Below are 26212 nucleotides of genomic sequence, written 5' to 3'. Positions count from 1 at the left end.
ACTCAACTGAGACTTGTAACTCACTTAAAAACGCCCTTATACCATTGACAAATAACTACTATAGAGTTATCCATGACATTACCTCTAAAACTTAACCCACTTTCAATTCGCTCATTATCCTCCTTATTAACTCATCCCTCTTTTCTCTGTCACCTTCTATTATCTTCTTTACTTCAGCGTTACTAATGCGTATTATCTTAAACCCCTGCAAGTTTACGTTATCCTGGTTCGTTATTATAAACTTCTTTACGGGATAAGCCCCTTCCTTCTCAAGGCCTTCCAACTTCCTCATATTCCCTACATTATCTAAACTGTCTTTATTGCTCAACTTAATGTCCCCTATATAAACAGCGTCATCAGTTTTAAAATATATATCAGCAGTTACGCCTTTCTCCTCAATCTTCTTACCTCTAAGGTGGACGTACTTTATCCCCAGCTCCTCCTTCAGCTCTTTCAGCCCTTCCCTTATTTTATCTTCCAATTGCCTAGAACTCTCAATAGGGTTTTCTATAACAAAAGAACTCCCAATTTCCCTCCTTATGCATTCGTCCTTTTTATACTCCTCTTTGCACTTCTCCAACGCCTCCTCGTAAGCTGTCCTAGCCTTATCTAAGAGTTCGTTAATAGTTACCGCCTTAATAACTTCCTCCACCTTAAGTAAATCCTCATAATATTCCTCACAGTAAGCCTTCAGTATGTCAGCCTTGTCTTCGTCACTCAACTTCAATTCTACTTCCGCCTCCTTAAGCCTCCTGGAAAGTGCACTGTCGCTAACGTTGCTAAACACCTCAGGCGTCATAGATATTATGATTGGTAGACCAACTTCATTTATCAACTTATGGAGTTCCTTCAATTGCCCTTCTTCCAGCTTCATTTCATCCAACAATAAACCTACGTTACCAAGCTTTTGCAGGTCCTTTAAAAACTCTATAAAGCCTTCAATGTCCCCTTCATAAGGCATGCAATAAAGCCTCTCAGCAAAACCCCAGTCCTTATCCCACTCCTCCTTTTCACAGACCGCGTGCCTAAGCCAGTTAGGGAACTCCCTTATTTTAGCAAAGAAAACGTAACCTATGTCCTTTTTATGCTCAAGGAGTAAGTTGAAAGCGTATACCTTAACTCTCTCATAAAATTTTGTGACCTTAACAAACCTCCACGCTGAAGAAGAAATGGAAGGACTATTAACTAAATCCAAATATATAATATAATTATTGCTGAGGCCGTTATAAACAGAGTTAAGCAAAGTAGTTTTACCCATCCCCGGAGAGCCTACTATAGTTATTACCTCGTCTTTACGCTTTATTATTACGTCCTCAATTTTCCTCAACGTCTGAGTCCAGAGCTTTCCAGCTACCTTAGACTTCTCTCCGAACCTGCTCACGGTATATTCTTTAAACTCGCACATGGTCCTTCCTCCTTATTATGCCGTACAAAACTCCTCCTTTTATGAAGCCATCCTTACCACCGGGTATAAGCTCGTAGTTTGAGAGTACGTAGTCGCCAAACTTTGCCATGAACTGCTCTATTGATAAACCCAGCTGTTTCCTTAAGTTTTCAATACTGACGTAACCTAAAGAGTCCTTCATAAATTCGTAGGTCTTATCCAGGTCTTCGAAACTCTTAGGTTTACCGAAAAATTCCTCTAAAACTTCCCTTAATGCTTGTTTTATCTCGTTTTGCTGAGCTGGCAGTTGGATTGCGGGCTGTTGAACAGATAAGGAACTTTCTGTCTTTTGGTTGAGCGACTTTTTTACTAAAACGTAATAAGTTGCATTACCCCTTTTCGCCTTAACCTTTATTACACCTTCTTCCTCTAACTCCTTTAGTGCCTTATCTATTTTAGAACTAGGCTTACTCAACCCCAGTTCGCGCGTAACAGCAGTTTTTGTAAACTCCTTTGTATCGTCACCGCCGGTAATTCTAAGTATTGCATTAAATATTTCATCTTTGCTGTCCATATATAATTTTTCGTACATCAATATTTAAACTTTAATGTTATAGAAAATTAAACAAAGTCATTGTAGAGAGAGTAGAACATGCAGAGGTCACTTCGTAGTAGTCTTCTTAGAGTTTCCTTAAGACTACATAGTCACTGAGAATTTCTAGTTGCCTTAACCCTATTAGTACATATAGCCTGCTTTGCGTACAGTCAAATTTTTACCAAGTCAAACGTTTTTTGTTTAAAAACGAGTTAACGCCTAAAGAAGAGCAGAAAACACTACCGCCCCGGTTAGTCATCGCATAATATTTAAGTCCTATTCCTCAGTATATCATATGTTTACAAGTTATGCCCTAACCTTAAAGTTGAAATATGGAAGAACCTACAATAATTTTACTGGAAAAATAAGTAAGATAATCCTACTCTCAGAGTTCCCGGAACTGGAGATCCTTTTTAAACCCACAAAAGGATTTTTAAAGCCAGTACACGTCTCGCCCATAATCGGAAAAGAAGGAGCAGTTTACGCTTATTACGAGAAGGGGGTACTAAAGGAGGCGAAAATAGACGGCGAATATAAAATAAAAGTAGGGATCCCAGAGGAGATGTCAAGAGCGTTTGAAGAAAAAGTAAAGGAAGTGTTAAACGTAAAGACTAGGGTAAAAATGGAAGGCAGTATGTTGGAGTACACAATAACAAACGTAGAGAGGGAGAAGATAGAGGTAAAGGACAGGTTCAAGCTATGCTTTTCTCCTACCGTTTTATCAAACCCCTTCATAATTAACAGGGACTTCAGGAAGTTCCTTCCAACACCTTCTGTTACGTTCTGGATACCTTATGCAATAATGAAGGGGAAGAATAACGTAAATATGGAAGACATCAAAGTCATTGAAGAGAGCATAACTGAGACGTGGAAGAGCAGGATAAAGACCATGTGGATACCTTACGACACTGCAAAGGAGCCGGTACTGGTAGGGAAAGTAGAGTACAGGTTACTCAAAAACGATGAAGAGACAAAGAAAATAATTGAGACTGCGTTAATCTTAGGAGTAGGTTCCTCAAGGGCTAGCGGTTTCGGGCACGTAGAGGTGTGCTGAGCTTATATCTTTCAATTAATTCTATTTTTCCTTAAGTTTTATTATTTCATCTAGATCTTATATTCAAAATATAAAATTAAATACCGAAGCCTAGGTTCTTCCTTATTTCAACAATACGACTTAATATACAATACTAGGATGAGCTCCTTTCAGTTCTTCCTTATTTCAACTTTGTTTACCCCTATTTTCTTTGAAACATAAGATCTTTCAGTTCTTCCTTATTTCAACAAGCGACGTAATAATATGGAGCGATTCAGGAGTACTTTCAGTTCTTCCTTATTTCAACGTGCAGGAGCTATGACTTCTGAAGACGTTCCTGATCTTTCAGTTCTTCCTTATTTCAACTTTCGGGAATGTCTGGTATCATATTTTTACCTCAAACTTTCAGTTCTTCCTTATTTCAACAGTTAGTAGCGATAATGTCAATACTGATCAACAGCTTTCAGTTCTTCCTTATTTCAACTTTCATACTTTCCTTCTAGTGGCTTACCGATAACTTTCAGTTCTTCCTTATTTCAACACTTATGCACTGAAGGTAGCTAGGGATGTATTTCTTTCAGTTCTTCCTTATTTCAACATGGAACAAAAATTCTTTCGCATATAGCATTACTTCTTTCAGTTCTTCCTTATTTCAACGCAGGAGCTTCGTTCATGGCTTCAGGTGTTATCGGCTTTCAGTTCTTCCTTATTTCAACCATTTGGTTTCTCTGATTATCTCTATAACCCAATCCTTTCAGTTCTTCCTTATTTCAACTTGAACTATCAGAAGTGACTATTTGCCCTATACCCTTTCAGTTCTTCCTTATTTCAACACGAGTATAACGATATCAATTAATAACTATACGACTTTCAGTTCTTCCTTATTTCAACAAACGTAACGCCGTACTTAGAAAGAATATTATCTATCTTTCAGTTCTTCCTTATTTCAACGATTGCACTCGTTATAGCACCAGTAATCCACCCCCTTTCAGTTCTTCCTTATTTCAACTTGAGATAATTTCTAACACTGAGAGGGGAAATTTTCCTTTCAGTTCTTCCTTATTTCAACATCAGCTTCCTAGCGTTTATTTCACCGCCTAAGCTTTCAGTTCTTCCTTATTTCAACTCGTTAAAGAGTTTGAGGACGATTTCTGGAGCTTAGCTTTCAGTTCTTCCTTATTTCAACTTGTCGATCTTATTGAAAGAGTTGCAAAAAGAAACTTTCAGTTCTTCCTTATTTCAACATATTTGCTTAGACGCAGAATATATTAAAGATCACTTTCAGTTCTTCCTTATTTCAACATAAATGAAGGAAATCTACTGGAAATAAATGATACTTTCAGTTCTTCCTTATTTCAACTTAGGGAACTGGATGGCCGAAATCAGACTAGCAGCTTTCAGTTCTTCCTTATTTCAACAAGCGTACTTACGGACTATATATATTAAAAAATACTTTCAGTTCTTCCTTATTTCAACAGAATGAGCAAAATAAAGGAATGGCTCGTCAATAACTTTCAGTTCTTCCTTATTTCAACACCTTTCCATCAACTGCAAGAAAACCAACGACTACTTTCAGTTCTTCCTTATTTCAACAACCGTTAGTCCCCTAAAAGCAATAAAAGATCTTCTTTCAGTTCTTCCTTATTTCAACTTACAGAGAGGCTTACATAAAAAGGCATTGGGGAGCTTTCAGTTCTTCCTTATTTCAACATATGAATTTTGTAAAGTTTACGAGTCCATGGCAAACCTTTCAGTTCTTCCTTATTTCAACCTATTGCGTCCTTTTTATAGTCTCTTATTGAATATCTTTCAGTTCTTCCTTATTTCAACCAGACCCCTTTTTAACTAAGGGCTGAAGGTAACTCTTTCAGTTCTTCCTTATTTCAACAAGCGACATTGCGAAAAGCTTTCCTTTTTCCGTTCTTTCAGTTCTTCCTTATTTCAACAATAAGCCTTACCATGACTCAACCAGCTCACAAACTTTCAGTTCTTCCTTATTTCAACTAGACCTGATTACCGCTCCTTTTGCCCTCCTCACTTTCAGTTCTTCCTTATTTCAACAAAAGTGAGAAGAATGGGACATAAAAAACACAGTACTTTCAGTTCTTCCTTATTTCAACAAGCTAAGCGTTGAGGAAGTTAGGAGCTATCTGCCTTTCAGTTCTTCCTTATTTCAACCGTAAGAAAATTGGAGGAGTTAACAAAAGCAAACTTTCAGTTCTTCCTTATTTCAACAGGAAATTAAGTGAACTGCTTAGTATAAAAATAACTTTCAGTTCTTCCTTATTTCAACGTAGATCTGAAACACAGGATAATCAAACTTCTTACTTTCAGTTCTTCCTTATTTCAACTCAAGAGTTTTTATTGAAGAGTCATGGATTAAAGCTTTCAGTTCTTCCTTATTTCAACCATTTTGAGTTACCCCGCTCACCGCTTCTCCTACCTTTCAGTTCTTCCTTATTTCAACACAAATTATCAAAAGCCACAGAGAGAGGTTTTATCTTTCAGTTCTTCCTTATTTCAACTTACATTCAGTTCAGCACAAGATATTAATGTAAACTTTCAGTTCTTCCTTATTTCAACGTCCACGAGTTTGAGTTCAAAGGACATAGCGAAGCTTTCAGTTCTTCCTTATTTCAACAGGAAATTAAGTGAACTGCTTAGTATAAAAATAACTTTCAGTTCTTCCTTATTTCAACATGAAATACTTAATCCTTTAGTAATAAATAATGAGTCTTTCAGTTCTTCCTTATTTCAACTTATTGCCCTAGTTACAACGTGTCTCGTCCAAGTCTTTCAGTTCTTCCTTATTTCAACCTATGAAATTAGCGGAAAGACATAGAAGAATGAAAACTTTCAGTTCTTCCTTATTTCAACCATGAAGATGTTCAAGAGAAGATGGTAGACCTTTCTTTCAGTTCTTCCTTATTTCAACGAAGGGAAGTTAAGGCTTCCTAATGAACCCATTGACTTTCAGTTCTTCCTTATTTCAACGTAATGAAACAAAAGGAATTTGTGTCAGATTCAACTTTCAGTTCTTCCTTATTTCAACAAGTAAAATTGTACAATATCATTTGGAGAAGCCACTTTCAGTTCTTCCTTATTTCAACAGAATAGAATGAAGTAGATGATAAGATAAATATAGCTTTCAGTTCTTCCTTATTTCAACAAGAATGTATCAAATAGAAGATATTGCAACTAAAGCTTTCAGTTCTTCCTTATTTCAACATCACTTTCTCATCTGCTCAGTCTGTTGTACTTGACTTTCAGTTCTTCCTTATTTCAACAGAGAAGAAACAAAAACAGAAGGAACAAGTCCAGACTTTCAGTTCTTCCTTATTTCAACCCAGTATTCATTAAAAGAAGTACACTATTCAAATTCTTTCAGTTCTTCCTTATTTCAACATGTACAAAATCAACAAAATGAAGAAAAGAAGAAAGCTTTCAGTTCTTCCTTATTTCAACATTTATAATTTTTATTCTGGATTAAATGTAGTAACTTTCAGTTCTTCCTTATTTCAACAGAAATTATCGAAATTGTAATTGGGGTAGTAGTAATCTTTCAGTTCTTCCTTATTTCAACAAGTCGGCGGGACATCTACTTTCAAACTCTGTAACTTTCAGTTCTTCCTTATTTCAACACTAATTAATTTTGCCATAGTAGTTTTTCCTAATCTTTCAGTTCTTCCTTATTTCAACCACTTCCTTTCTGCTTCAAACTCTTCTTCATTCACTTTCAGTTCTTCCTTATTTCAACTTACAGTGACCTAGTAGACTTGGCAGGTGATGTAATCCTTTCAGTTCTTCCTTATTTCAACATAAGGAAAAGAAGAATCATAGCCGAAAGTATATCTTTCAGTTCTTCCTTATTTCAACTCCCACCATTTGCGGGAATATTAATATCTGCGGTCTTTCAGTTCTTCCTTATTTCAACACAAAAAAGGAAAGGTAATTATCGAAAAAGTGAACTTTCAGTTCTTCCTTATTTCAACATTTTACAATTATTTTATCATCTCCAAGATTGGACTTTCAGTTCTTCCTTATTTCAACAGTTATAAAGGAGGAAGGACAGAGGCACTTTATACTTTCAGTTCTTCCTTATTTCAACCGTTCGTCATTTTTCACGTCTTTTTGACGTGTTTTTAGGGGTTTGTGTAGATTATCTTTCTTTACCCTTTATAATAAGCCTTACTTTCCGCTAAAATTAAGGAAAGGATAAGTAGAAAGAGTTTATCCTCCGTATTTTTGAAAGTAACTTTTCAACACAAAAGTTTATAAAGGGTATTTATACCCCAGAAAAAGACGTTAAAAAATCTGCCTCAGAATCTACATGAAAAAATTTCCTTTACTCAATATTTTTCCAAACTCCCTTGTTTTTAGAAGAAATTGAAAGGGAATAAATAGTCAAAGTAGATAGAAAAATACTATAGAAGGAAGAAGACTGAGGAGAAAAAGAAACTACGAATAAAGAAGGAGACTAGAAATATCCTAAAAAATCTCTAACAAAAATATATAAATCCAGCCTCCCTAATTTTAACATATAATTGAATGAAAGAAACATTGGAATAAGACTAAATGTAGATAGAGAAATTCATGCCCTCATTTATCTACACAAAAAATACCAAGTAAAATATAAAAATAGAAGAAAACGATTAAAGTAAAGCATTATTCAACATGTGTATAAATCGTTATTGGGAAGACAGGGTAGGATTAAAGTAAAGCATTATTCAACATTGAAAAGTCTTAAGAAAATGATGCTGTGTTGCCTGCAGCATCAAGGATTTAGTTAATTTTCACATTTCTCGTAAGTAAAGAATATAATAGATTCTTGCGTATATACAGCACTGAAATCTAGAAGGAATTTTCCAAAAAGAGAATAGATTCTTGCAGATATGAGTCATTAAAGCTCCTGGCTCTTTGCAGCGTTTCTAAGAGCGTCACTTGCAGATATACGGTCATTAAAGATGAGTGGAATTTCTTGTATAATTAAAAGATAGTTTGTTACAGCGTATGGAAAATTATAAGACGCGGTCAGTCCTAATGAATTAATGCTGCAGTATCTAAGTTGCTAGATAAGTCAAGGTTCTAGGGGATAATTTAAGTTCTGAAGAACGATAAAACTATGGAATTGAAAGGAAGAGGCAAAGATTCCTCAGGCAAAAGGATAAAGTCTACATATCAACATAAAGTACACATTCATGCTATGAAGACTTCTTAACGTACTCCAGAGGGTATGATGTAATCAAGATCATGTTTTTCCATTACAAAGGTTTCTTAACTCACTCTTCTGGTATAAGGCTTATATTAATGGTGATTAAATGAATAATTGGTGAAATAATGGAAGAAGTGGTAATAAAAAAGGTCGATGAGCAAGGGAGAATTGTTATACCAAAAGAGTGGAGGACAAGGTTCAACACTGACGAATTTATCATGGTTTTAAAAGACGATAAGATAGAGATTTATCCTAAAGTCTCTAATCTCTCTAAGCTAATAGATAGTGTAGAAGTCGACGAGTTAACAGATGATTGGCATGAGCTCAAACGTAAAATTTATAGACTCTAACGTGTTCATTTACGCAATTTTAAAACCAAAGAAGCCTTTGGACGAGAAAATATTTAAGATAAAAGAGAAGGCAAAGGTAATTCTGTTAAAGATTAATAACGGCGAGGAAAAAGTGCTTACTACTGTAGTCCACGTGTCTGAAATAGCTAATATAATTGAGAGCTTATCGAATTTAACTACATCAATAGAAGTAGTAGAGAACATCCTAAATAGTAGTAACATAATCGTCGAGGGCATTACCGCAAGCGACTATTCAATTGCAGTCAGGGTTTCAAAAGAGAAGAATGTAAGTGTTAACGACGCACTAGCTTACGTAATAATGCAAAAACGCGGTATTAATGAGATTTATACATTTGATGAAAAACACTTTAGAAGGCTAGGAGTAACTATTCTGTAAGTTCGTAGAGTAAGTTCAAAGGAGTATGAGGCGTTGCATATAATGTCACAATTACACGATAGCCTATGAGGTATTCTCTGCCTTGCTGTTATTTATTCTTATAATCTCTTAAAAGCGGGCCTATAAAAAGTAGGAGAAATCGATGATGTTATCCGTGATTTGTACATTCACTGTTTCATCACGCCAGGTCGAATAAATTCATGACGTTATCACTACAGTTTTTGGGAGAAGCGACTACGTTGATGAAATGTAAGATGACTACTTTTCGAAAGAAGCCATTTAGAGTAAACGAGGTGGCACAAAAGTTACTTTGTGATCACTTCAATCAGATCTAAGCTAAACACACTCTTAATTTATGTAGCTTAGAACTTAATAAAACCCAACGAGCTTAACACCTATTGAAGAGAAGGAGAAAAAACTTGTTCTCTAAAAAGGTAAAAATCCCCACATTTGGCTAAAGTCTCCTTGAATTCTCTCAAAGGGGAGTTTAACAAAATATTTCACGTTGTCAGACTCCCCTTATATTCTCTCAAAGGGGTCATTTCTCCACTACAGTTTCTTTATATTCTCTTCTTCACTTATCTTAGTCCCTTCAACCTTCCTGAAAGTGCTCTCTTCTGCATCTAGGTTCAATAAACCTTGTCCTTTGCTTTTTCCGTTACCTATTTGTAAACCCAACTTCTCAATAAAGTCTAAAGTCTCCTTCCACAGTTTCATTTCCTTTTCACTCGGGTTTCTTAATAGCACTTTGACCTCTATCTTCTCAGGTAAAAGTAGCTCTTCAGTGTAAAGGTGACCTTCTTTCACTGTCCAGGTTTCCCTATCTATAGTGGTTCTGGTGAGTTGGAGAAGCTCTGAGGAAGAGATTACTGAATCAGAGAAAACTACTTTTCCTGCAAACGACTTCGAACCGTAGATTCCTTCTATAGGGCACTGGATGTAAGCTAAAAACTTGGAAACAGTGTCTACAACATCTTCTCTTTTGTATACTCTCCCTGAGGAGAACAGATAACCGCAGTCGTAACCCCTGCATTTTATGTCTTTTAGTTTATCTCCACTGCACTGTTCACCGCAAATTTTCGCAATTTTTTCAGCCTCAGCCCTAGTTGGTGGGTCCTCGTGGTCGTCGTTCAAGTGGGACTTTATTATTGGGTCGTTACAAGATTTAGCAACTAACTCAGTAACCCTCTTGAAAGCACCTTTCCAAGAGCTAAACGGTATTACTTTCTGTCCTCCCTCGTCTAGGAAGTAAGTGACAGTACCTTCCCTTATCCCACCTATTAAAATTGGTGAAGTTGGCTTGAAATACAGCCTAAATAGGTATGAGACCATTTACACCACCTTCTTAATTAATTCACCTAGGTCGGAAATCTTAACCATGAAATTCAAACCGGCTGGCTTTAAATAGTCGAGGTCGTAAATCTTCTTCAACTTTACTAAGCTCCCTGCAGATAGAACTTTAATTACGGGCTTTTGTCCCCTGACCGTTTTTCCGTCTACAACCCTGGTAAACCAGCCTAAGTAGAGTTCAGTCTTCCCAATGACGAAATCGTAGTCGAAGAAAGTCTTCCCGAGGGAAGGCAAACATTGCGAAAGGCAATAGACCACATCACCTTCCTTTGGTACACCTAGGTCGACTTCTTTCACTGCTTCTACTTCTGCACTACCGAAGCCCCTGCTCCTCCCTTTGCCTACCCTAAAACTCTTAATGCCTAGGTCTTCTGAAGAAAGGAACCAGATCCCTTTCAACAGTTTATATTCATAAGCGTAAAGCATACCACCTTCACCTGCACCGTACTTTTTAGATATTGCCACGTGTTGGGTAATCACTGAAGGCACTTCTGCCTTTTTATAGTGGTAGTATTTTTCGTCCTCTGAGGTCATGTAAATTAGGTCACCTATCTTAGGTTTAGCCTCTACTGGATAGGGGTAATTATCTAATAGCTCTTTACTTACCTTATTCAGTATGCCCTTCTCTTCGATATATTCGCTTGACTTCCTACTTATTGCAGGAGAAAACGCATGAGAAGGCACTGCAGGCTTCCCGTCTATTAACGGATAAGCTGGGGATGTGTAAAAACTGTCAAGCAAGCTGTAGTCCTCCTTAGCGTTTATTAATGCCCCCCTTATTGCTTGTGCCGGTATATAATCTGCAGAGGAGAAATAATAGTTCTTTATCTTCCTAGATGAGAAAGCTATCGGTTCTTTTATCGAGAGTTTTATTAATTTCATGACCACAACCACCTCTTTAAGCTTTCTAAGTCTGAAAAATCGCAGTTAGCAGGAGGAAGGTTCTCTACTTTGAGGTCTATCATGCCTCCCCTACCTAACCTCCAAAGCCTTAAGTAAAATAGGGAAAGTAAGACTAACCTTATTTCCTTACAAGATGCAGAGTCCTTGACCTCTACTTCAAACTCGAATTCAGTGTTAGGCTTTACAACTTCCTGCTTAAATAATGACCCTTCTTTTGCCTTCAGGTTTTCGTCTCTTATTGAAACTCTAGTAAGCACTGCGTCAGGGGTAATCATAACCCCGTGGACGTTTACTATTCCCTCTTGGTTAGGTTTACCGAAGACCTTGCAAACGTCACAGTCCTTCATTTTTGAGGGCTCTATTTCCCCGCAGGAAGTATAGTCCTTAACTTCACCTTCCTCAATTGCCTTACTTATGGCAGTCCTCATTGCACCTTTGACCGAAGACCCAGGTATGCCGAGCTCGTTAAATGCTATATCTACTGAGCCTATTGACGTATTCCCACCAACTGTTAGGGAACTTAAAGCCTTAGCTCTTACCTTTATTATCATTTCCTCTCACCTAAAATGAAAGTTTTTAAAACGTGATAATAACCTAAGAGGTTAATATATTCGTTCCCTGAGTCATTGTAAGTGCTCAGGATTAACTTGAAGAGTTCTTTTTCATCCTCACTTTCAGCCCTATGCCTTTCCCTCACTAGGTAAGCTATGAGCCTTAACATGTCTTTGCTGGTAAAGTAAAGCTCTAGAGCGTCATCAAGCTTTGACACTGCATGTTTAAGAATACCCCTTTCCTCCAGCTTCTTAGCGACGTCTAGGAGGGAATTTAACTCCTTCAGCGTAACCTTAGGTGAGTAAATTTCCTTGTGGATTTCCAGCTCCTCCTCTACTGCCTTATCTGATAGGAAAGCTGAAGTAGTTAAAACTCCTACAGTAGATTCCTTGCCCCCTTCATATTTACTCTCCTCCATTAACCTGTCAGCAGCGTTTATGAGGAACTGTATTGGATGATCATACTTTGCGGTAATTACTCCTACCTTAAATGTCAATCCTGAATCTTTAGCCTCCTCTATGAACTTACTTACAAATGGCAGAGCGACTGAAGCCGGAGTTATTATTACACCTTCGTCTCCACCTAAGTACAGCGTCCCTACCGGTATCATTTTGTCACCTATTTCTTTCAATGTGACGTAGTAAGACTTCTTTACTGAGTAATCTACCCAAAAGCTCTTTGCAGTGTATTCTCCAAAAGTCAGCGTCCTCTTGAAGAATTCTCCTGCGTTATTACCGTCAAATTTTATTACTGAAATGTAATTACCCCCTTCCGCAATATCCTCCATTGGGTCTTCCACCTTTTCGTAAACCCACTCCTTGCCGTCAACGTAGAACTTTGAAGACAGCTTAGCCATAGCACCCCTACTCGCAGAGTGACTGTGGACAAAGTAACACCTACTACAGTAGTAACTCCCTTGGTCAGAGTAAACTGCAGGCCTTATACCGCAACTGTCGCACACCTTGTGTAGACCATATGATAGGATATCCTCTTTTACATCAGCTAAGACCAAGGAGTTCAAGTTGCTCTTTCTTATTAATGGTCCAAGAGAGCCGTAGTCTATTATTCTATCTCCTACGTAGAACCCCACGTAGCTAACTTTTGGAGTAACGCCAAGCTCTTTAAATATCTCGTCACTCCTTAACGACTCTATGAAGTCTTCCGGCTTAACGTCAGTTCTCCCAACTAAGTAGGAGTGTCCTCCCATTGAGGCCAATAACGCCTCTGGGGGCAGGAATGCCTTATCCTTACGTAGTAAGTTGTCTAAGTGTATGAACGGTACAGTTGACGATAAGTAGTCCACAAAGAAGCTTGCAGCAGATAAGTCCCTCAAGTTTGAGAAGTAATTAATGAAGGATTGCACTCCCGGGAAGTCTATGTAATATAAGTAACCTTTCACGCCCTCACCTTTCACTTCCTCTTCTCTCTTCTTCTTCATCAGTTCTTCGTAAATCTTTACAGTGCACTGCTTGTACTGATCTACAGTGTATTTGATTTCTTCCATGCACTCGGCCCTAGCCCCTTCTTCGTAACAACTTAAGAAAGGCTTACATTCTTCTATTTCTTTAGCAATTTCCCTAACTTCGTCAATTAGCCTATCAGCTGAAGATGCTACCCTATCTGCCCTACTTACTATTGTGTCTGTACTATGGTGAGTTTTAATCCGTTGCAGGGCATTCTCTATGTTATCTACTTTGACGTTCTCTTTCTTAAGTTCATCAATAACTTTCTCCATGAAATTTATCCCTTCAGCTACGTGGTGAGTAGGAGAAGTTAATTTTCCTATATCGTGCAATATTGAAGCTAACCTCAAGTAAGGTAAGTCCTTGGAATAAGGTTGTTCAAGCCAACCCACTAGGGAGGTTAAAGTTAAGTGTGAAGAGAGAGGGGCGATATTCAACCCTGGTCTAGTATCTGCAGGAGTTTGGCTTAATGCCTCAAATATTGTCCTCAGTGAATTGTAAGCCTCTGCTTTCCCTCCATATATCGTCTCTATGAAGTCCATAGGAGAAAGCTTACCGCTGTCTATTAATTCCTTACCGCTTTCCACGTATTTTGTCCTCCTGGTTACTATGTAAGATGTGAGGAAGTCAAAGTTGTTGAGCAAAGAATTACCGCTGTAAGGTATGTAAGGTAAAAGGAGCGGTGCCTTAATTATTAACGAAAGGTAATCTGTAAGTAAATCGACGTCATCTGTCTTGCTGGCTAACATAAACCTTATAATGAGGTTCCTCAACTCTTCCCTTGCTTTCCTGTTATCTTCCTCTTTAGTTATACCATCGTCCTTGTCCTTAACTAGTATTCCATAAACTCCCCTTATCAACTCAATCACCCTTCATGTATTCAATACCTTCCACTTTCAACTTCTCTCCTTCTTCCTCCTTAGCTTCAACTACCTTAACGCACTCCTTCTCCTCGTCTAAAGTTACTGAAAGATCTCTCTTAATGCATATCTTCATTTCCAATCCTCCTCCACGTCGTGTAAGTATCTTGAGTTCTTATTCTCAAACTCCTCGCATGCCTTAATTAAGTCTTGGTCGTCTACTTCAAATTTTACTCTTGCGAAGTCCTTCCTCTGGAACTTAAACCTACCCATAAGCATCACCTTAAATTTACCTTTCCTACAACCCATTCCCCAGAGTAACATCCCCCACTCCTCCATAGTGAGGTTACCTATTACGTCACCTTCAAAGGTTGAACCTCTAGTGACTACCTCGTATGTGAACCCCTGCATGTTAAGGAACTTTACGTTACCCTTGGTTAGCTTAAAGTCTGTAAAAGTTATCCTACTAGCTAAACCTGCAGTGCCGAAAACGTTACATACCGGGCACACGACTCCTTCTTCCTCGAAGTTGTCGCTGTGTTTCCTCTTCGGTCTAAATATTTCCTTATATTTTCTTGAGACAGTTGTTGAAGGTCTGTTGCCTAAAAAGTTGTAACAAGAACAATCGTAAAGTACCTCAAGCCTACTCCTTACTGCTCCCCTTACAGTGTTAGCTGGGATTGCTATATCATCTCCTACCCTGGTAAAGTGAACGAAGTCCCTCTCTACCGCAACTTCCGCTCTACCTGTCTGTATGAATTGCGAAATAACGGCAGAGTTCTTTTTAATTTCCGAAGGCATTGGCTTCGGGTTCTCGGATATATGCAGATATTCAGATATTACGTTAATCTTTACGTGCACCTTCCTCTTTTCTCCCTGGTTTCTGGGAGTTGGAGGAGATCTACATTGGGTATTTGATCCCTGCATGGTTAAACACCTCTATTAACGAGGAATTCTTATTGAAGAACTCGTCCCCATTCATCTCTCCTGGAGTGTAATCAGCCTTTAGATCAAAGTCGTCAAGTGGTGAGAGGGAATTTCCCGACCCACTCTTTTCAGTGTAGTGTGATACTCTTAGCTCTACCTTCGCAAAATTAACGAAACCGAACCCTCTGCTCTTATAACCTCCAACTTGGTAAACTCCACCGTGCAAAGCCTTCATTATAGACAGTATATAACCTATTGCGTAATTTGGCAAGTTCTCCCCAAGCATTAAGAAAGTGAAAGTGGAGTTTGGCTCAATATACTCGGCGGTCCCCAGAGCGCCTTTTGCTACTGCGCCGTTCTCCCTGCTTACCGCTATGATAGTCTTTACTCCTATCTTATAGTCTAGTGGGTAAGAATCGAAAAAGTAAACTGCAGAAATTACTGACTGTGCACCAAAAACCTTACAGTTTATGCAGGTCTTTTCCCAGAATAACTTCTTAGCCTCTTCCACATTGGAGGAAATGATGTCTTGAAAGTTCGGTATTTTGTCCACGCAAGTTTCCCTCGTTAGCCCGGTACAGGTGTAAAGCCCTCTTTTTCTAGCAATTGCCTCCCCAGTAGAGCGGAATACTCCTTTCCACGTTGAGCCAGGAATGTAAGGTACTCCGGATGAGTTCTTTAAAAGTTGTACACGTGCAGTTGAAGTAAAGTCCACTGTGTCCCTACTACCTACCCTTATTGGAGAATCGTTCCTTACGACCCCTTTAATCTCTACTCTCCTTATTAGCTCTTCGTGTAAGAACGTCACTTCTCACCCAAGATCTTCTTTACCTCTATTTTTTCCTCTTTTAGCATTCCTTCCTTCAAAGTGAACTTTACTACTGTAGGGTTTTCTAGCTTAACTAACCCTAGTCCTATGCTTTTCCTATTTCCTATCATTATACCTTCATTTATGAGGAGCGATAACGCAAACCTAAATGCTTCTACTGCCTCCTTTTCTGTTTCCTCTTTAGGTTCTTCTAAGTCTACGTTAAATACCCTCATCCTGAAGTCAAAAGACGCTCCGGGCTCTATGTAATCAAGAGTGTATAGGTTCTTGGGTTGTTGCGCACCAAAAGTCCTGTTTATTGCCACCATTGTCCTGTAAGTCCTCACGTAATCTGAAGAAATAGGTGAGTCGAAGACAAAGACCCTTGAGGCAAAAGCAGGAGAGCCAAATAAGTAACAGGGAATGCAATTCGCGTACGCTTTCTCTTCCTCTTCTTCGTCTTTTGCGTTGACTTTCTCGTAAGGGTAAATTATGTTCCAACCGCGCGTCTTTGAATACATTTCCACTAAGTTCCTTAAAGCTCCCTTCATTGTAGAGCCTGGGATGTAAGGTTTCCCGTTAATAGTTATCACTGGGTTATCTGTAGGTTCGTCAAAACGTGAAACTTTCCCGGTGCCTATCCTTAGTGAGGAAAGGTTTGCCAATTTCCCGGTTATTTCATATATGGATTGAAATGAAGAGAAGTCCATATCTATCACTGCACTATTTGTTTTAACAAGTCATGAAAGCTTTTAGTGTTGAAGTCTACTCTTACTTCTTCTATTGATTCGCTCAACCACTTCACGTAACCTAAAAGCTCTATTACCTTGTTTATGTCGTTTAACTGCGTAATGTATTTAACTAAAAGCTTTCCGGTGTTTATGAAGCGACCCCTTTGTGCCTGCCTTATTATAAACAGAGAGACGAGATTTACGTCCCTGCTCTGTTGTGCGTATTCTATGAAGGAGTTTATTTGTGAGGAAGAAAACCCTTTTTCTCTCTTTCCTGAAACTGCTATTTCTGTAGCCATATCTAGGAGCTTTTGAGTCGAAATCTGCTGGGACACAAGGAATTAGTAGTTTGGATATATTAAATGCTTTACTCTTTCTAGATAACAGTACTTGTTATTGTTTCTGCTTTGTGGAGATCTTTATTAAAGTCGATATTAGACTTTCTTTCAAATTAACGCGATTTAGAATTTAAGAAAAACAAGGCTTAACACCTAAAGTACCACAAAACTTATTGTTTCAATACTCTAATTATTAATATTTATATGAAAGTAAGAACACTAGTGGAAAAATTCATTGAGATAACCTTTATTATACTTCTTACCTAGTTTAACATATGACGACGAAAGTACTGATAAAGAACATGGATGAGCAGCTTTATAGGATGTTAAAAGCTAAAGCTGCCTTATTAGGGATAAGCGTTTCAGAGGCAATACAGCAGGCAATATCACTATGGTTAAACGTAACTGAAGGTGTCTGGGATTACAATTACGTCGTGCTTAAAACTAACCCCGAGGCATTAAAGGCGTATAATGAAGGAAAATACGTTTTGGCTTGCGACGGAGAATATATTGGAGCATTTGATAGCGAAAAGGAGGCAGTAGAAAAAGGGAGAGGACATAAAAAGTGTATGATAGGAAGTAAGAATTACGAGCAAGGTATGGGAGAGTGGGGATGGTCCTCGATTGCTTTAGAATAAATGATAAGCCCATCTTACCTATTACCATAACAGATCCTTATACTGGGAATTCCGTGGAAGTTGAAGCACTAATAGATACGGGGTTCTCTGGCTACCTTTTAATTCCACCTTCGGTTTACAGCAAAGTTAATTCCATTGAATTGGAGAACCCCAGAGTTTACGCGACGATTAACGGAATTGTTAAGACTAGAGTTGCTAAAGCATTTGTGAAAATAGGTAAAATTACACTAGATACGTTTATTGAAAGCCCAATCTTAGGTAGAGAAATTTCACTTTTAGGAAGAGAATTACAAAAAATGCTTCACATAGAATTTAGGAAAGGGAAGGAGGTCTGCATAGGGGATCCCCTCTAATTAAACTTAAAAACCATAGCATAAATAGTATAAATACCTCTAATGAACTGAAAGTAGAAAGACTAGCTTCTCAGTCCATTTTACCCAGAATGAGAGTTTTTTCACCAAGGTTTATCAGCTATAGCAGATTTGTTCAATTTTTATCTAAGGCTAACATTGACCCATTAACTTGATTTAAGAAACAATGCTTAACACCTAAGGGTTAACAACAAAGCAATTAACATCAAAAAGTTTATAAATGTCTAGGAGAAATCAAGAATTAAAGTGGTTAAAATGGACGTAGAAGAAGTCTGTCTAATTTATATAAATCTAATTTATATAAATAAAAATAACGAAAAGAAGGAAGTAAACCATAGTACTGCACAGTGAGGAGGCGATGATGATGGAGCCTCTGAGTGCATACTATTTAGGAGTATCTAACATTATACAGGACGCATACTATTTCAAACTATCAGACGATATTTACATAATCTCAAGGCAGTACAAGACTGTTAACATAAATCAAGAAATAGAACTACAGAGGATAAAGTCGAGACTGCCACCAGAAAATTCAGTAACAACAATATCCAACAACCTTCTCGAAATTTTACCTTCAGTAGGAGAGACGTTATCGGGAGAAAAAGCAATAAAGAAAAAACTAATGTACTTAGGTTATGTAAAGAAAGATGTTAGAGATCTACAGTATGAAGGAATTCATGGCAAAGCTGACTTAATAACTGTGAATGGAGAAGTAGCAGAAATAAAGTCGACGTTCGCACGCAGAGCAAATAAGTTAATACTTAAAGGAATAGTGGAGGCAACTCTATACGGGACTTTAGGCATTTTAAGCGGTAAGCTACACTATCCTAGATTATATGTAGCTGTAGGATACTTAGACCATGATACAACTAAGATTGATAATGCTGAAACCCATGAAGTGGACTACACTGCAATACTGAAGAAAATAGACATCCACGAAGTACGTATAAACATTAGAGACTTGGAAGTCCCTAATAACGTAATGACAGAGTACAAGGCTGAAAGGATATTCAACTGCATAACTAGAGGTGCTTGAGATGATCTTAGAATTGGTAGAGCTAAGGAAAATCTTGAGCATTTCAGCTAATGAGAAAATACGCTTACAAAAGGATAGGGAAGCAAAGGACCTTACAGAGGTTATTGTGGGGACAAACTACGGTAAGCAAGACCTCACGCTCAGGAAAACCAGTAAGACTTTCGTAATAAACGCAGTAAACAGCTACCTTAAACTAAACTTCTCTGACACACAGAGGGATCTCTTATGCAACATCCCCATTGCGTGTCCTGACGTATTAGCAGGTAATGCAATAATTGAAGTAACGCTTGCAGAAAATTTACCATTTACTATGACCAAGGTACTAATTTACTCCACCATATTAATAGCCCTAGGGCTGTCAGAGAGCGTTAAGCCAATAACAATTTCAGTAAATCACAAAGGCAACGTCGCTACTACTATAGACGTCTTCTCTGTGTGCTTCATGGGAAAGGAAACAGTAGACTGGACTTCTGCAATAGCCATCATAAAAGAGTTATTATCACACAAAAGGTGATAAATGTGTATGCAATTGCAGAGGTCTATATTTCACCTACATCCAACGCAATAATTCCACCTTTCACTTCCAAGGTCGGGAAAAGCCTCCTAGGGGACGCAAAGGGAATTTCAATATCACCACTGAAGAAAGGAGGAAATTACATGATAAAGTATTCGACACTACCGACTTTTATGGAAGTTGAGGAAGGAGAGACCTACTCTTTCGAAGTAGGAGGGAAAAGTGAGGAAGTTATAAAAGCTTTAACAGTCCTGGAGGAGAAGAGAGTTTTCAATACTTACTGGAAGGTAAAAGACGTGAAATTGAATGAAGTCAAAGTCGAGCCAAGCGACTGCATAGAAATAGACATACTAACCCCTGCTCTCTTGGCAGACCCCTTTAGGAAGGATAAAAGAAAGAGGTTCACCAATGCGTTTTTCGTGGTATTTGCAGTGAACTTTATGGACCACTTTAAGCTCACAAGGGAAGAGTACTCAAAGCTAGCTTTAAGCCTTGAGGGGAAAGTGAGGGAAGAGCCTTCAACTATGAGTTACGCAAAGGTGATTTATGCGGGGAAGGAAGTAGTAGGGATAGTAGGGAAATTCAGGTACACAGTAATAGAGGACGAGTCAATACTCAAAGCTTTAGAAAACGCAGTAGCCAAGGGAATAGGTAGCTCCAGGAGGAACGGCTTCGGGAGGATTAGCTTAAAGGGGTGCATTTAAGCTGTATTATTGTCCGGTCTGTAAAAGGATATTAGGCAGACTGAGCGGTTTAGAAAAGCACTTCAGGAGAGCACACAGCGACTTAGACTCATGTCCAGTATGCAAAAAGAAGGTAAATAACTTAGGGAAGCACCTAACTAAAATGAGGGACGACGACCACTTAGTCCTATGGTACCTTTATAATAATTTTAAGGGGGTGAAGGACAGGGAACTAAAGAAAAAGGTAAGGAAAATAGTAAAGGAGAAACTAAGGGTAGAGACAGTTAAAACAACTTAGGGAGTAGGCGGGCTATATGCAACAGATCCTATGAAAAAGAAGTTTATAGAAACTCAAGTAACAACTACATTTGCAGTGTTCACAAGATATACTCTTTTTCATAAATGATTCGTACCAAGCACATCTTAATTTCATTATATTTCTAGCTCTTAATATCTTAAGCAATTCACAAGTATTAGAGAGCCTTTAGCTGACAATGGACACCCTGCTATATACAGACTCGACATTACTCCACAAGTCATCAAAGCCTACAGCTAAGTTCCGAGACAGGGATGAGACGTATTCACTTTCGTTAACCCAACTGGGGACTACCGGCTTGTAAGCCTCGTCCCTCCAGTAGTAAATTATAGATAACACCTTTTTCGCGTCTAATGACTTAACATTAAAGAATGGGACAATACGCACGCGGTTTGCTACTTCTCCTATGATGTCCATAAAGCCTTTAAAAGCGTAACCGGGAAGAGGATAACCTATCAAGAAGTGATTTTCAGAAATCCCACCTACTAGCACTGCAGTCTTCTGACGAGTATTAGGTTCACCAAAGTTACCTAACTCTAATGGGCTCCTCTTAAGCATAGCCTCGGTTAGCGTAAACGCTGTATATTCACACAGCGATTCGTCTTCCTCATTATATTTAAAGTGGGGAGCCCTCAGATCCTCTATAACGTGGTGAGCTAACTCGTGGAAGAAAACTAAGCTTACATAAGCTGCAACAATAGCCCTTGCAATGTTCTTATCTTTCATAAGCTTTGCAAGAATGACCGCATCCTTCACTATCTCGTTTTTATGAAGGTATATCCCCCAGTTCTGCCTATCTACTGAGTAAGGTATATACTCTGCAAACACTTTCCCGCTTTTGCTTTCAATTATGCCTTTATCTAAATAGCTTTTCCACTTCCATTGGGCTTTCTCTTGGATTTCCACGTTTACGGGATTCCAAACCTCGCCAGGGGAGAACATATCCTTAATTAAAGGTCATATATTTTATCTTTTAAGCTACTTTTTCTAGGTCGACATAGCTCGCATATCCTAAATCCAAAAACGTATTATTATGTCTAGGTGTTTAGCACGTCAGTATTAAATTCTAACGTTAAATTAAAAGTGAGTCTAACTAGATTAACAACACAAAGCATCTAGGCGTTAAGTTAGTTGACTTTTCTTAAATCATACGTTGAATTAAAAGTAAGCTTTACTAATAGATGGAGAGTTAATCAAGCACTAAGCGTAACACAAAAAAGTTTATAGGTCCTTTATAAATTCAGGGACAGGTAAATAAATCTCCTCTCCATCATCGTTAAACTTTACACCCCTCTCAGCACTGCCTCCAAACACCACGTCACCTTCCCTATGCTTCATCAACGTAAAACCCCCTTGAGACTTTACGTCCTTATCATTGTATGCAACGTTAGGAGAAAAGTTGTTTACATCCTCGTATTCCTTCATCTCTTTAAGGAAGACCTTCATTGTACCCCTCTTAACTCCCAGCCTAATATACCTCACGTCCAACGGCGAAGAAGAAATAACGTAAGTTGTAGCCTTAGAGCCCACGGAGATTACGTTGTTAGTAGTCAATATAGGCACGGCCCACCTAGTTTGGGGCTTATATAAAACGTAATCGCTTTCACTTATTGACATTGTAAGCCTCATGTAGAAAGTCCTGTCAAATACTGCTGGATAAACGTAAATGCCTCCTTCCTCATAAAGCTTTTTGCTTCCCTTATAAGAAGGTAAATTATAAGCACCTACGTAGCTCTCCTCAACCAGCCTACCTAAAAAAGCTATAGTTAAAGGGTAGTTATGAATTACCGGCATTACTTTCTGCACATAACCTGAGGAATGAGGGTAAGACAATGAGTTAAACCAGAAAATACTGTGGGCTGTAAGTTCAGCCTTATATATCATTCCTCTCCTCCTTTACTCTTCCTCTTCCCTTTACCTCCTGTTTTACCTTCTACTACGTTAATGAAGTCCCTTATTTTTCCAGCGTAGTCTAGGCTGTCCTCCCAGGCTTCACTGTAGTTGACCTTATAGGTATATTCTTCAAAACCATTGTTCTTCAGCAATCCCTTAACTTCGTTTATATACTCTTCAAGATCTACCATTTCTCCCTTGTGTTTCCCTATTATATCCCTCATTATATCGTAACTACTTATGGTCTCCTTATCTGAAGACTTTACGCCCAATATCCTAGTTTCAACTGAGCCGTATTTAGTCTCTCCCCCGCCAAGTCTCGTTACCTTTGTTAACGCATCTAAGACTACCTCGAACTCGTTCTTAGTTAAATCATAGGCAGTAGACTTACCTATGAAGACTACTCCTGGAGACACGTGAAGATCAGAGTATAAGCTTTGCCCGGTGTAACTAACTCCGTCAGCTACCTTGTTATGTGTCAACTCCATTACTGCCTTCTTATAATCAACTAGGGAGAACGCTATATCATGTACAACCCTGCTCTTTATTCCGTAGGCAGTGTTCAAATCACTCATCATGCTATCGTCAGTTATATTACCTAAGATAGTGCATGAAGGACAGTAACCGCACATGCCTATGTCAGTAGACGAAGTCCTCTCCTGGGGTGGTGCAATATAACAGTTCCATTCGCCTTCAGTCCTCTTATAACCCAAGGACTTTGCTGTCTCCCTTATCTTATCCTTCATCCCTTGATCAAAGTTGGAGTACTCCCTCCTTAAATTTTCCAACATTACCCTCCTTAGCTTTGCCTGAATCTTTTCCGGTAAGATAACGGGAAGTTCATAGCTCTCCTTATCTACTATAACGCTTACAGTACTTATGTCACCTACACCTTCAGTCCTAAATAGTGGTATACCTTTTGATATTATTGCATATACTACCTCTGTCTTATATCCTTTTGAGAATATCCTATCTTTTTCTCCTCTTATCCTAAAGTTCATGATTTGTCACCTTTCAACACGTCCCAAACCTTTTGACCGAAGTCCTTTGAGTAAAAAACTGCGTTATTATATATTCCTTCTAGGACCATGTTCATGAGCTTCCTAGACTCCTGGGGGTTCATCTTTGATGAGACCTCTGCAAATTTCCTAAGAAGACCTTCTAACGCCTCTCTGTATATGTCTGCAAGTTCTCTCTTCTGGAAAGGAGAATCTTGCGACTTCATTATCTTTATAATTTCTTCAACGTTACCGGTGGGATTCTTCCTCACTTCCTCCAACGCTTCCCTAACTTCCTTAGTAACTGAATGCGTAGACGCTGACCCCTTTGCTCTGAAGGATAGTATTTTACCCATTATCGTGACATAGTCTCCCAGGTCTAGTTTTCCTTTATCTAAACCGAGTTCTTTTCTTAACTCAGCCATTATAATACACCTTCGGGTCAGATTTAAAACCTTTAACCGCCTCCGCTAACCTAGGGTTCACGGAGGAAAGTAAGGCAGTAGTCAAGGAGGAGTCGAAGTCCAAGATGTCAAACCTATTGTCAACAAGCCTGGAAGAGAAGAGCAGTGACAGAGTATAAGGAGGTAATTTAGACAGAGACTCCTTTGAAGGATCGTAATCAAAGACTGCAATGGGTTTACCGAAGGACAATATCCTCCTCTCTATAACCTGGTCCGGATGGAGAGTTACCTTAACTGGGTAAAATGAGGAAATCAGTAAAAGGGCTGAAAGTGAAGGAAGTAAATCAACGAACCCCTTGATTGGTTGGTCTCCCAACAGATACTTCCTCTTACCTTGTTCAAAAGTTGTTCCGAAGTCCCTAAGTACCATTGCAGAAGAATAATCTAGTATCGTCTCCATTCTGTCTCCAGTCATATTAGGGATAACTTTGTGGACGAAATTCCTCCAGCTAAACAGACCATCCTCGACCTCATCTAAGCTTATTCCTCCTATTGCTCTAGTGTCTACGTTAGAGCCTAGGAGTATTGCAAGGTTTTCGGCAACTTCCTTTGGTGTAGGCCTTGTAAAGTATCCTAGAAGGAAGTATTTAGTCTGTCCTTTGTTTGCTGCAAGCGAATGCTTTGACAAGTAGAGGGAATCGTATGCGCACCAGAAGCAAATTCCGTATTTCTTATCGAACCTGTCGTGTAAGTTAGAGAGTGGCTTAATTTTAGGGCTCCACTTCTCATTGTTAGCCTTTGAATACAATGCGTAACCGTAAGCTTGAGGTACGTAAAGCTTTGGAGAATCTATTCCACAGAGTAGGCACCTATCTCCTTCGCCTTCCTCGTCTTCAATACCTTCAACTTCTACGTTAAAGAAGAACCCCTTTGAGTTAGCCTTAGGTTTACCGTTGCCAAAGAAGTCATTTATCAGATCTTCATCCTTTTTCTCCACTTCAGACCATTCGTCACTTTCCCTGGGAATTTTTATGTCTTCCCATGAGACCTTTATTGGCACAACTATTTCGGATTTGGTTATTACTACTACCCCGTCCTTTGTGAGCACGGTAAGCGTAACGTAGTCATCTAACTTCTTCACAACCTCCTTCATTATTGCACTCCTAGTGCCTACTTGAGGGAGAGAGACTGTAAAGAAGTAAGCGTTAAGCGAAGGGTCGACTTTCCTCACTAAGTTAAAGAGTTCCAGAAAGCTCATGTTAGAGGACTGCATCATGTCCGCAAACCATATTATTTTACCGAACTTAGGGTTCAGTGAAGGGTTCTCCGCTAAGTTGTAATTTATTCCCTCTAAAACCTCATTATCGTCCACAAACATCTTAACTACTTCCCTCAATCCCTCGACTTCCTTACCGAACTTCTGATAAAAGTCGTGGAATAAACCCATGAAGAAAGCTTTCTCAGCGAAATCGTCGTCCTTACCTAGGACCAAAGAAAGCTTATATGCAGAATAAGCTGCGGAAACTGAGTGAGTAAACGCTGTGAGGACGTCTGAGTACTTCCAGTTCTCAGAACCTATAAAAGGGTGGTAAGCCTCAAGGGCGGTGACAAAAAGTTCGTCAAAATTTTGAGACATAAAAAGAAATGTAAAGGGAAAATTAAATGCTTTATGGTCACAATTTCAGTAGTCCATCTTTCCGTCAACGTTTAGTGCAAAAAACGGGAGTTAGCGAGAAGTACGTTTCGAACAAAAAGAAAGAGTGCACTGAGCCAAAGCCTTTACTATTTAGAAAACATTTGAGAGATCGTTTATGAAGTTTATAAATGACGGAAAGGGTATTACAGCTTACATAAGAAGATAATTCCAGTTCTTCAATATTTCAACTGTTTGAAGATAAGATGTAATCCTCTGGATGTTCACTTTCAGTTCTTCCTTATTTCAACCTGGTCTCGGGTTCAGGATATCTTTATTTCAACAACTTTCAGTTCTTCCTTATTTCAACTGGACCGGGACTATAAATGCTATATCTCCCAGCACTTTCAGTTCTTCCTTATTTCAACTTGCTTCACTATCAAAAGCCCAAACTATCACATGCTTTCAGTTCTTCCTTATTTCAACGCGAAGAACTGCCTAAGGACGTTCAAGTCCCCAGCTTTCAGTTCTTCCTTATTTCAACTTATTCATCTGGCTCATAATGAAAATATCAGCATCTTTCAGTTCTTCCTTATTTCAACGTTATAGTCGTGTTAGTAGTGCCTGCTGTAGCTGACTTTCAGTTCTTCCTTATTTCAACAGCGCGAGTATGGTGAGGACTGTTTTACGGAAGACTTTCAGTTCTTCCTTATTTCAACACCATCTCATTCCCCTCCAATATGCCCCGGGCCCGCTTTCAGTTCTTCCTTATTTCAACTCTCTCACTCATCTTTCATCTCCTCTAAGAAGTCCTTTCAGTTCT

The 26212-nt window shown here is 38.7% G+C and carries 25 protein-coding genes and 2 CRISPR repeat arrays (1 of these 27 running past the window's edge); of the genes, 9 read left to right on the top strand and 16 right to left on the bottom strand.

Annotation, left to right across the window (positions count from 1 at the left end; genetic code table 11):
• Window positions 1–91: 91 nt before the first annotated feature.
• Together HS5_RS02045 and HS5_RS02040 are read right to left on the bottom strand one after the other, a co-directional pair.
• Window positions 92–1405 (bottom strand): hypothetical protein, encoded by a 1314-nt coding sequence (locus tag HS5_RS02045; RefSeq protein WP_236752416.1) that lies wholly within the window; start codon window positions 1403–1405, stop codon window positions 92–94.
• Entirely contained in the window at window positions 1392–1958 is a 567-nt protein-coding gene (locus tag HS5_RS02040; RefSeq protein ID WP_236752415.1) for a hypothetical protein, read from the bottom strand. The genes HS5_RS02045 and HS5_RS02040 overlap by 14 nt, the downstream gene beginning before the upstream one ends.
• A gap of 316 nt (window positions 1959–2274) precedes the next feature.
• Between HS5_RS02040 and HS5_RS02035 the strand changes: the two genes are divergently transcribed.
• The 3 genes from HS5_RS02035 to HS5_RS02025 all read left to right on the top strand — a co-directional run bounded on the left by HS5_RS02035 (window position 2275) and on the right by HS5_RS02025 (window position 8971).
• Window positions 2275–3033, top strand: coding sequence for a CRISPR system precrRNA processing endoribonuclease RAMP protein Cas6 (locus tag HS5_RS02035; protein ID WP_236752414.1), 759 nt, complete (start codon window positions 2275–2277; stop codon window positions 3031–3033).
• Window positions 3034–3121: 88 nt separating this feature from the next.
• A CRISPR array of direct repeats spans window positions 3122–7120; the repeat unit is 24 nt; unit sequence CTTTCAGTTCTTCCTTATTTCAAC.
• Between the two features lie 1229 nt (window positions 7121–8349).
• Entirely contained in the window at window positions 8350–8574 is a 225-nt protein-coding gene (locus HS5_RS02030; protein ID WP_236752413.1) for an AbrB/MazE/SpoVT family DNA-binding domain-containing protein, read from the top strand.
• Window positions 8543–8971, top strand: coding sequence for a type II toxin-antitoxin system VapC family toxin (locus tag HS5_RS02025; protein ID WP_236752412.1), 429 nt, complete (start codon window positions 8543–8545; stop codon window positions 8969–8971). The genes HS5_RS02030 and HS5_RS02025 overlap by 32 nt, the downstream gene beginning before the upstream one ends.
• A 549-nt stretch (window positions 8972–9520) precedes the next feature.
• Here the strand turns inward: HS5_RS02025 and HS5_RS02020 are convergent.
• Genes HS5_RS02020 through HS5_RS01985 form a run of 9 tightly spaced genes read right to left on the bottom strand, consistent with a single transcriptional unit; the run spans window position 9521 to window position 16900 of the window.
• A complete protein-coding gene (locus tag HS5_RS02020; RefSeq protein WP_236752411.1) occupies window positions 9521–10303 on the bottom strand; it encodes an RAMP superfamily CRISPR-associated protein in 783 nt (260 codons plus the stop codon).
• A complete protein-coding gene (locus HS5_RS02015) occupies window positions 10304–11203 on the bottom strand; it encodes a hypothetical protein (protein WP_236752410.1) in 900 nt (299 codons plus the stop codon).
• On the bottom strand, window positions 11200–11775 hold the full coding sequence (locus HS5_RS02010; RefSeq protein WP_236752409.1) for an RAMP superfamily CRISPR-associated protein: 576 nt from the start codon (window positions 11773–11775) through the stop codon (window positions 11200–11202). The genes HS5_RS02015 and HS5_RS02010 overlap by 4 nt, the downstream gene beginning before the upstream one ends.
• Entirely contained in the window at window positions 11772–14099 is a 2328-nt protein-coding gene (locus HS5_RS02005) for a hypothetical protein (RefSeq protein ID WP_236752408.1), read from the bottom strand. The genes HS5_RS02010 and HS5_RS02005 overlap by 4 nt, the downstream gene beginning before the upstream one ends.
• A 1-nt stretch (window position 14100) precedes the next feature.
• The gene (locus HS5_RS14445; RefSeq protein ID WP_256445558.1) at window positions 14101–14235 is read right to left on the bottom strand and encodes a hypothetical protein; all 135 of its coding nucleotides are present in this window, start codon (window positions 14233–14235) and stop codon (window positions 14101–14103) included.
• On the bottom strand, window positions 14232–15026 hold the full coding sequence (locus HS5_RS02000) for an RAMP superfamily CRISPR-associated protein (protein WP_236752407.1): 795 nt from the start codon (window positions 15024–15026) through the stop codon (window positions 14232–14234). Before HS5_RS02000 ends, HS5_RS14445 begins: the two co-directional genes overlap by 4 nt.
• Entirely contained in the window at window positions 15001–15834 is an 834-nt protein-coding gene (csx7, locus tag HS5_RS01995) for a CRISPR-associated RAMP protein Csx7 (RefSeq protein WP_236752406.1), read from the bottom strand. The genes HS5_RS02000 and csx7 (HS5_RS01995) overlap by 26 nt, the downstream gene beginning before the upstream one ends.
• Complete coding sequence (csx7, locus tag HS5_RS01990; RefSeq protein ID WP_236753446.1) at window positions 15831–16544, bottom strand: CRISPR-associated RAMP protein Csx7; 714 nt, start codon at window positions 16542–16544, stop codon at window positions 15831–15833. The genes csx7 (HS5_RS01995) and csx7 (HS5_RS01990) overlap by 4 nt, the downstream gene beginning before the upstream one ends.
• A 5-nt stretch (window positions 16545–16549) precedes the next feature.
• Window positions 16550–16900, bottom strand: a complete 351-nt coding sequence (locus HS5_RS01985) for a hypothetical protein (RefSeq protein WP_236752405.1) — start codon at window positions 16898–16900, stop codon at window positions 16550–16552.
• Between the two features lie 278 nt (window positions 16901–17178).
• Between HS5_RS01985 and HS5_RS01980 the strand changes: the two genes are divergently transcribed.
• The 6 genes from HS5_RS01980 (at window position 17179) to HS5_RS14440 (ending at window position 20443) form a co-directional block, all read left to right on the top strand.
• Window positions 17179–17541: a ribbon-helix-helix domain-containing protein gene (locus tag HS5_RS01980; RefSeq protein WP_236752404.1), complete on the top strand. Its 363-nt coding sequence runs from the start codon at window positions 17179–17181 to the stop codon at window positions 17539–17541.
• A complete protein-coding gene (locus HS5_RS01975) occupies window positions 17517–17894 on the top strand; it encodes a clan AA aspartic protease (protein WP_236752403.1) in 378 nt (125 codons plus the stop codon). Before HS5_RS01980 ends, HS5_RS01975 begins: the two co-directional genes overlap by 25 nt.
• A 382-nt stretch (window positions 17895–18276) precedes the next feature.
• On the top strand, window positions 18277–18948 hold the full coding sequence (locus HS5_RS01970; protein WP_236752402.1) for a hypothetical protein: 672 nt from the start codon (window positions 18277–18279) through the stop codon (window positions 18946–18948).
• Between the two features lies 1 nt (window position 18949).
• A complete protein-coding gene (locus tag HS5_RS01965; RefSeq protein WP_236752401.1) occupies window positions 18950–19462 on the top strand; it encodes a hypothetical protein in 513 nt (170 codons plus the stop codon).
• Window positions 19463–19467: 5 nt separating this feature from the next.
• Window positions 19468–20166, top strand: a complete 699-nt coding sequence (locus HS5_RS01960; RefSeq protein ID WP_236752400.1) for a CRISPR system precrRNA processing endoribonuclease RAMP protein Cas6 — start codon at window positions 19468–19470, stop codon at window positions 20164–20166.
• Window positions 20167–20308: 142 nt separating this feature from the next.
• Window positions 20309–20443 carry a hypothetical protein gene (locus tag HS5_RS14440; RefSeq protein ID WP_256445557.1) on the top strand — a complete coding sequence of 45 codons (135 nt, stop codon included), beginning with the start codon at window positions 20309–20311 and terminating at the stop codon, window positions 20441–20443.
• Between the two features lie 186 nt (window positions 20444–20629).
• On the opposite strand, the gene HS5_RS01955 is transcribed toward HS5_RS14440, so the two are convergent.
• The 5 genes from HS5_RS01955 to HS5_RS01935 all read right to left on the bottom strand — a co-directional run bounded on the left by HS5_RS01955 (window position 20630) and on the right by HS5_RS01935 (window position 25392).
• Window positions 20630–21403 (bottom strand): hypothetical protein, encoded by a 774-nt coding sequence (locus HS5_RS01955; protein WP_236752399.1) that lies wholly within the window; start codon window positions 21401–21403, stop codon window positions 20630–20632.
• A gap of 279 nt (window positions 21404–21682) precedes the next feature.
• The gene (locus tag HS5_RS01950) at window positions 21683–22345 is read right to left on the bottom strand and encodes a hypothetical protein (protein ID WP_236752398.1); all 663 of its coding nucleotides are present in this window, start codon (window positions 22343–22345) and stop codon (window positions 21683–21685) included.
• Entirely contained in the window at window positions 22342–23355 is a 1014-nt protein-coding gene (cas7d, locus tag HS5_RS01945; protein WP_236752397.1) for a type I-D CRISPR-associated protein Cas7/Csc2, read from the bottom strand. The genes HS5_RS01950 and cas7d overlap by 4 nt, the downstream gene beginning before the upstream one ends.
• A complete protein-coding gene (locus HS5_RS01940) occupies window positions 23352–23777 on the bottom strand; it encodes a hypothetical protein (RefSeq protein ID WP_236752396.1) in 426 nt (141 codons plus the stop codon). The genes cas7d and HS5_RS01940 overlap by 4 nt, the downstream gene beginning before the upstream one ends.
• On the bottom strand, window positions 23770–25392 hold the full coding sequence (locus HS5_RS01935; protein WP_236752395.1) for a hypothetical protein: 1623 nt from the start codon (window positions 25390–25392) through the stop codon (window positions 23770–23772). Before HS5_RS01935 ends, HS5_RS01940 begins: the two co-directional genes overlap by 8 nt.
• Before the next feature lie 225 nt (window positions 25393–25617).
• A CRISPR array of direct repeats spans window positions 25618–26212; the repeat unit is 24 nt; unit sequence CTTTCAGTTCTTCCTTATTTCAAC (it continues 2241 nt past the right edge of the window).

Source organism: Acidianus sp. HS-5 (genome assembly GCF_021655615.1).
In the GTDB taxonomy this organism is placed as follows: Archaea; Thermoproteota; Thermoprotei_A; order Sulfolobales; family Sulfolobaceae; genus Acidianus.
This window is presented reverse-complemented; position numbering and strand designations above follow the sequence as displayed.